General features: G+C 47.1%; 4 protein-coding genes and 1 pseudogene. 4 read left to right on the forward strand and 1 reads right to left on the reverse strand.

Annotated elements, in window-relative coordinates; genetic code table 11:
* Positions 1 to 63 precede the first annotated feature (63 nt).
* The 4 genes and pseudogenes from K5R89_RS26820 (at position 64) to K5R89_RS26835 (ending at position 1,871) form a co-directional block, all read left to right on the forward strand.
* Complete coding sequence (locus K5R89_RS26820) at positions 64 to 249, forward strand: DUF2188 domain-containing protein (RefSeq protein WP_074186314.1); 186 nt, start codon at positions 64 to 66, stop codon at positions 247 to 249.
* A 99-nt stretch (positions 250 to 348) separates the two neighbouring features.
* Positions 349 to 861 (forward strand): annotated as a pseudogene (locus K5R89_RS26825) (DUF4113 domain-containing protein); the annotation flags it as partial.
* 99 nt (positions 862 to 960) lie between these two features.
* Positions 961 to 1,404, forward strand: a complete 444-nt coding sequence (locus K5R89_RS26830; protein WP_032413443.1) for an antitoxin Xre/MbcA/ParS toxin-binding domain-containing protein — start codon at positions 961 to 963, stop codon at positions 1,402 to 1,404.
* On the forward strand, positions 1,401 to 1,871 hold the full coding sequence (locus K5R89_RS26835) for an RES family NAD+ phosphorylase (protein ID WP_004144067.1): 471 nt from the start codon (positions 1,401 to 1,403) through the stop codon (positions 1,869 to 1,871). Before K5R89_RS26830 ends, K5R89_RS26835 begins: the two co-directional genes overlap by 4 nt.
* Positions 1,872 to 1,980: 109 nt before the next feature.
* Here the strand turns inward: K5R89_RS26835 and K5R89_RS26840 are convergent, their stop codons facing one another.
* A complete protein-coding gene (locus tag K5R89_RS26840) occupies positions 1,981 to 2,241 on the reverse strand; it encodes a hypothetical protein (RefSeq protein ID WP_017901409.1) in 261 nt (86 codons plus the stop codon).
* Between the last annotated feature and the right edge of the window lie 361 nt (positions 2,242 to 2,602).

Here is a 2,602-nt window from a genome sequence, read left to right on the forward strand (position 1 = left end):
GAACGGTCTGCGTTGTCGGGAAGATGCGTGATCTGATCCTTCAACTCAGCAAAAGTTCGATTTATTCAACAAAGCCGTGGAGAGGGTAATGAACGGGTAACATCTACCCATCGTACACAACAGAAAGCAATAGATGCGGCTCGTTCAATCTCCCGCAATCAGGAAAGTGAACTGGTTATTTATCGACCAAATGGACAAATCAGAGATAGAGACTCCCATGGAAAAGATCCATTCCCCCCTAAAGGATGAGAAGTGAGGAAAAAAAAGGCTATGCAGCCTCTTTTTTCTATCAATTTCAATAGAAAGCCTAATCTGTTCATTTAATGAGCACAATCTTTTTCTTGATGTTTCGGGCAGCGTATAACAACGTATGAATCCATGCGGCAGGCAATTTGCCAATATGCTGAACGTGCTGCGGAAAAATTGCGCCAGGAACGTCAGTACTGCGGTCAGGTATCAGCTTTCATAAAAACCTCGACTTTTTCAAAACATGAACCCTATTACAGCAAAGTCTCCAGCGAACAGCTCTGCATTCCATCACGTGATACGCGGGACATTATCGCGGCGGCGGGCCGGGCTCTGGATAAAATCTGGAAAGACGGACATAACTATGCAAAGGCGGGAGTCATGCTCAACGATTTCCGTCCCTGCGGAGTTACCCAGCTATCGTTATTTGATGAAGGGAGGTCGTATGCAAACAGTGACGCGCTCATGAACGTACTGGATACGATAAACAACTCAGGCAAAGGCAAAGTATGGTTTGCCGGTCGGGGCATCGCACCGGCGTGGTCAATGAAGAGAGATATGCTCTCTCCAGCCTACACAACGAGGTGGGACTCGATACCGATCGCTACACTCTGAGTATCGCAATCAGGAAAAATGCCTTCCGTCTGCTGGTGGTTGATATTTGCTCTGGTGTTACCATTTGGGTATAATGAAAAGACCAAATGGAGGTTTGCTATGAAAACATTTAGTTTGTCCTCAACTCCAGCCAGACCACAGCGCCTCTGGCAGGTTGCCGGGTTAAATAATGCTGATGGCGTAGCGCTTCTGGGCCAAATAAATGAAGGTCTGGACGGGAAGGTGGCGAACCGGATAACTGACTGGGCCAGAATAACCCAGAATGACCTGAGAAAAATGTCCGGTATCCCGTCAACCACATTTAGCCGCAGTGTGAAGGCACGTTTTAACCCGGAACAAAGTGAACGTCTGGTACGTATTATCCGCGTCATTGATCGGGCGGTAGATTTGTTTGAAGGCGACAGGGAAGCCGCACAGAAGTGGTTGAACGAACCTAACCGGGCATTGAGCTGGAAAGTGCCAGCAGACCTGATGGCATCCGAAACTGGAGCCTATGAGGTCATTAAGCTGATTACGCGTCTGGAGCATGGGGTGTACTCGTGATCCTCTACAGGCTGACGAAAACAAAGTATCTTTCTACGGCCTGGACCGGATATGGTGCGAAAGAGGCTGGTGGGCGCTGGAATAGCGTGGGGGTGTCAATGGTATATGTCTCCGAAACGGCTTCACTAACGATGCTGGAGACGCTGGTACACCTGCATGCGGCACAGATAATGGACTCTTTCACGCTACTGAGTATCGATGTGCCTGATGAACTGATCCAAAGCGCAAACATGGATGAATTACCGGACAACTGGGCTGATGAGGATGCGCCTCAGGAACTGGCTGATTACGGAGATGCCTGGTCATTTACCAGGAGCTCGGTTGCACTGCGTGTTCCCTCAGCCTTATCGCCGGTAGAGTTCAATTATCTGTTAAATCCTGAGCACCCTGAGTTTTACGGGATCGTGCAGAAGGCTCAACAGATACCGTTCCGGTTTGATAGTCGTCTTAAACCTGACAGGAAGTGAAGCAAAGGAGGAGAGGGCGTTGTCATGATGCCTGGCGCTCCTGTCCGGTGTCACATAAAAAAGCCCGTCAGCGGCGGGCAAAGACTACACACAGCTATTACAGGATGATTCAGGCAGTTTCTTCGTAAACGTTGTAATCCAGCTTTGCTCCACTGTAATTCTGCAGGCTACGGGCTTTATTCATCGCGCAACTGAACGCATTCGAACGATCGCCTGCACTCCCATTATGCCCATAGCGGGCAATTTCATACGGTTTCTCATAACTGCTTTCTTCCAGCACAATAAAGGCTCCCGGTTCACTGGTCAGCAATTCGAAACCAAGACCTGCGGCCTTTGTATTCCTTAGCTGGTAATATGCAGTGAGTGTCATAATTGATTCCTTAAAATAATACCGATACAAATATATTTCTACAGGCATTGTTGAGCCTGTAAAATTGCTGATAGTTCAGAGTGACTGTAAGTAATAATAACTTATTCAAGTGGCGCGTCAATTGGCTAAATAACCTTACCTTCATTAAATTTTGAAAGAAATACAATCAGGAAAAGTGACTTTAAAAATCTCTTTCGGATATGACGCTACTGATATCTGATATTGCCTGGAGAATTTTGTCATAGGCGTAAACCTCTATTTGGGCGTAAATCTTCAATCTGGTAGGGCTTTGTTGAATAAATCGAACTTTTGCTGAGTTGAAGGATCAGATCACGCATCTTCCCGACAACGCAGACCGTTC

Origin of the sequence: Klebsiella sp. TF21-TM (assembly GCF_019753495.1) — a bacterium.
Taxonomy (GTDB): Bacteria; Pseudomonadota; Gammaproteobacteria; order Enterobacterales; family Enterobacteriaceae; genus Klebsiella; species Klebsiella quasipneumoniae.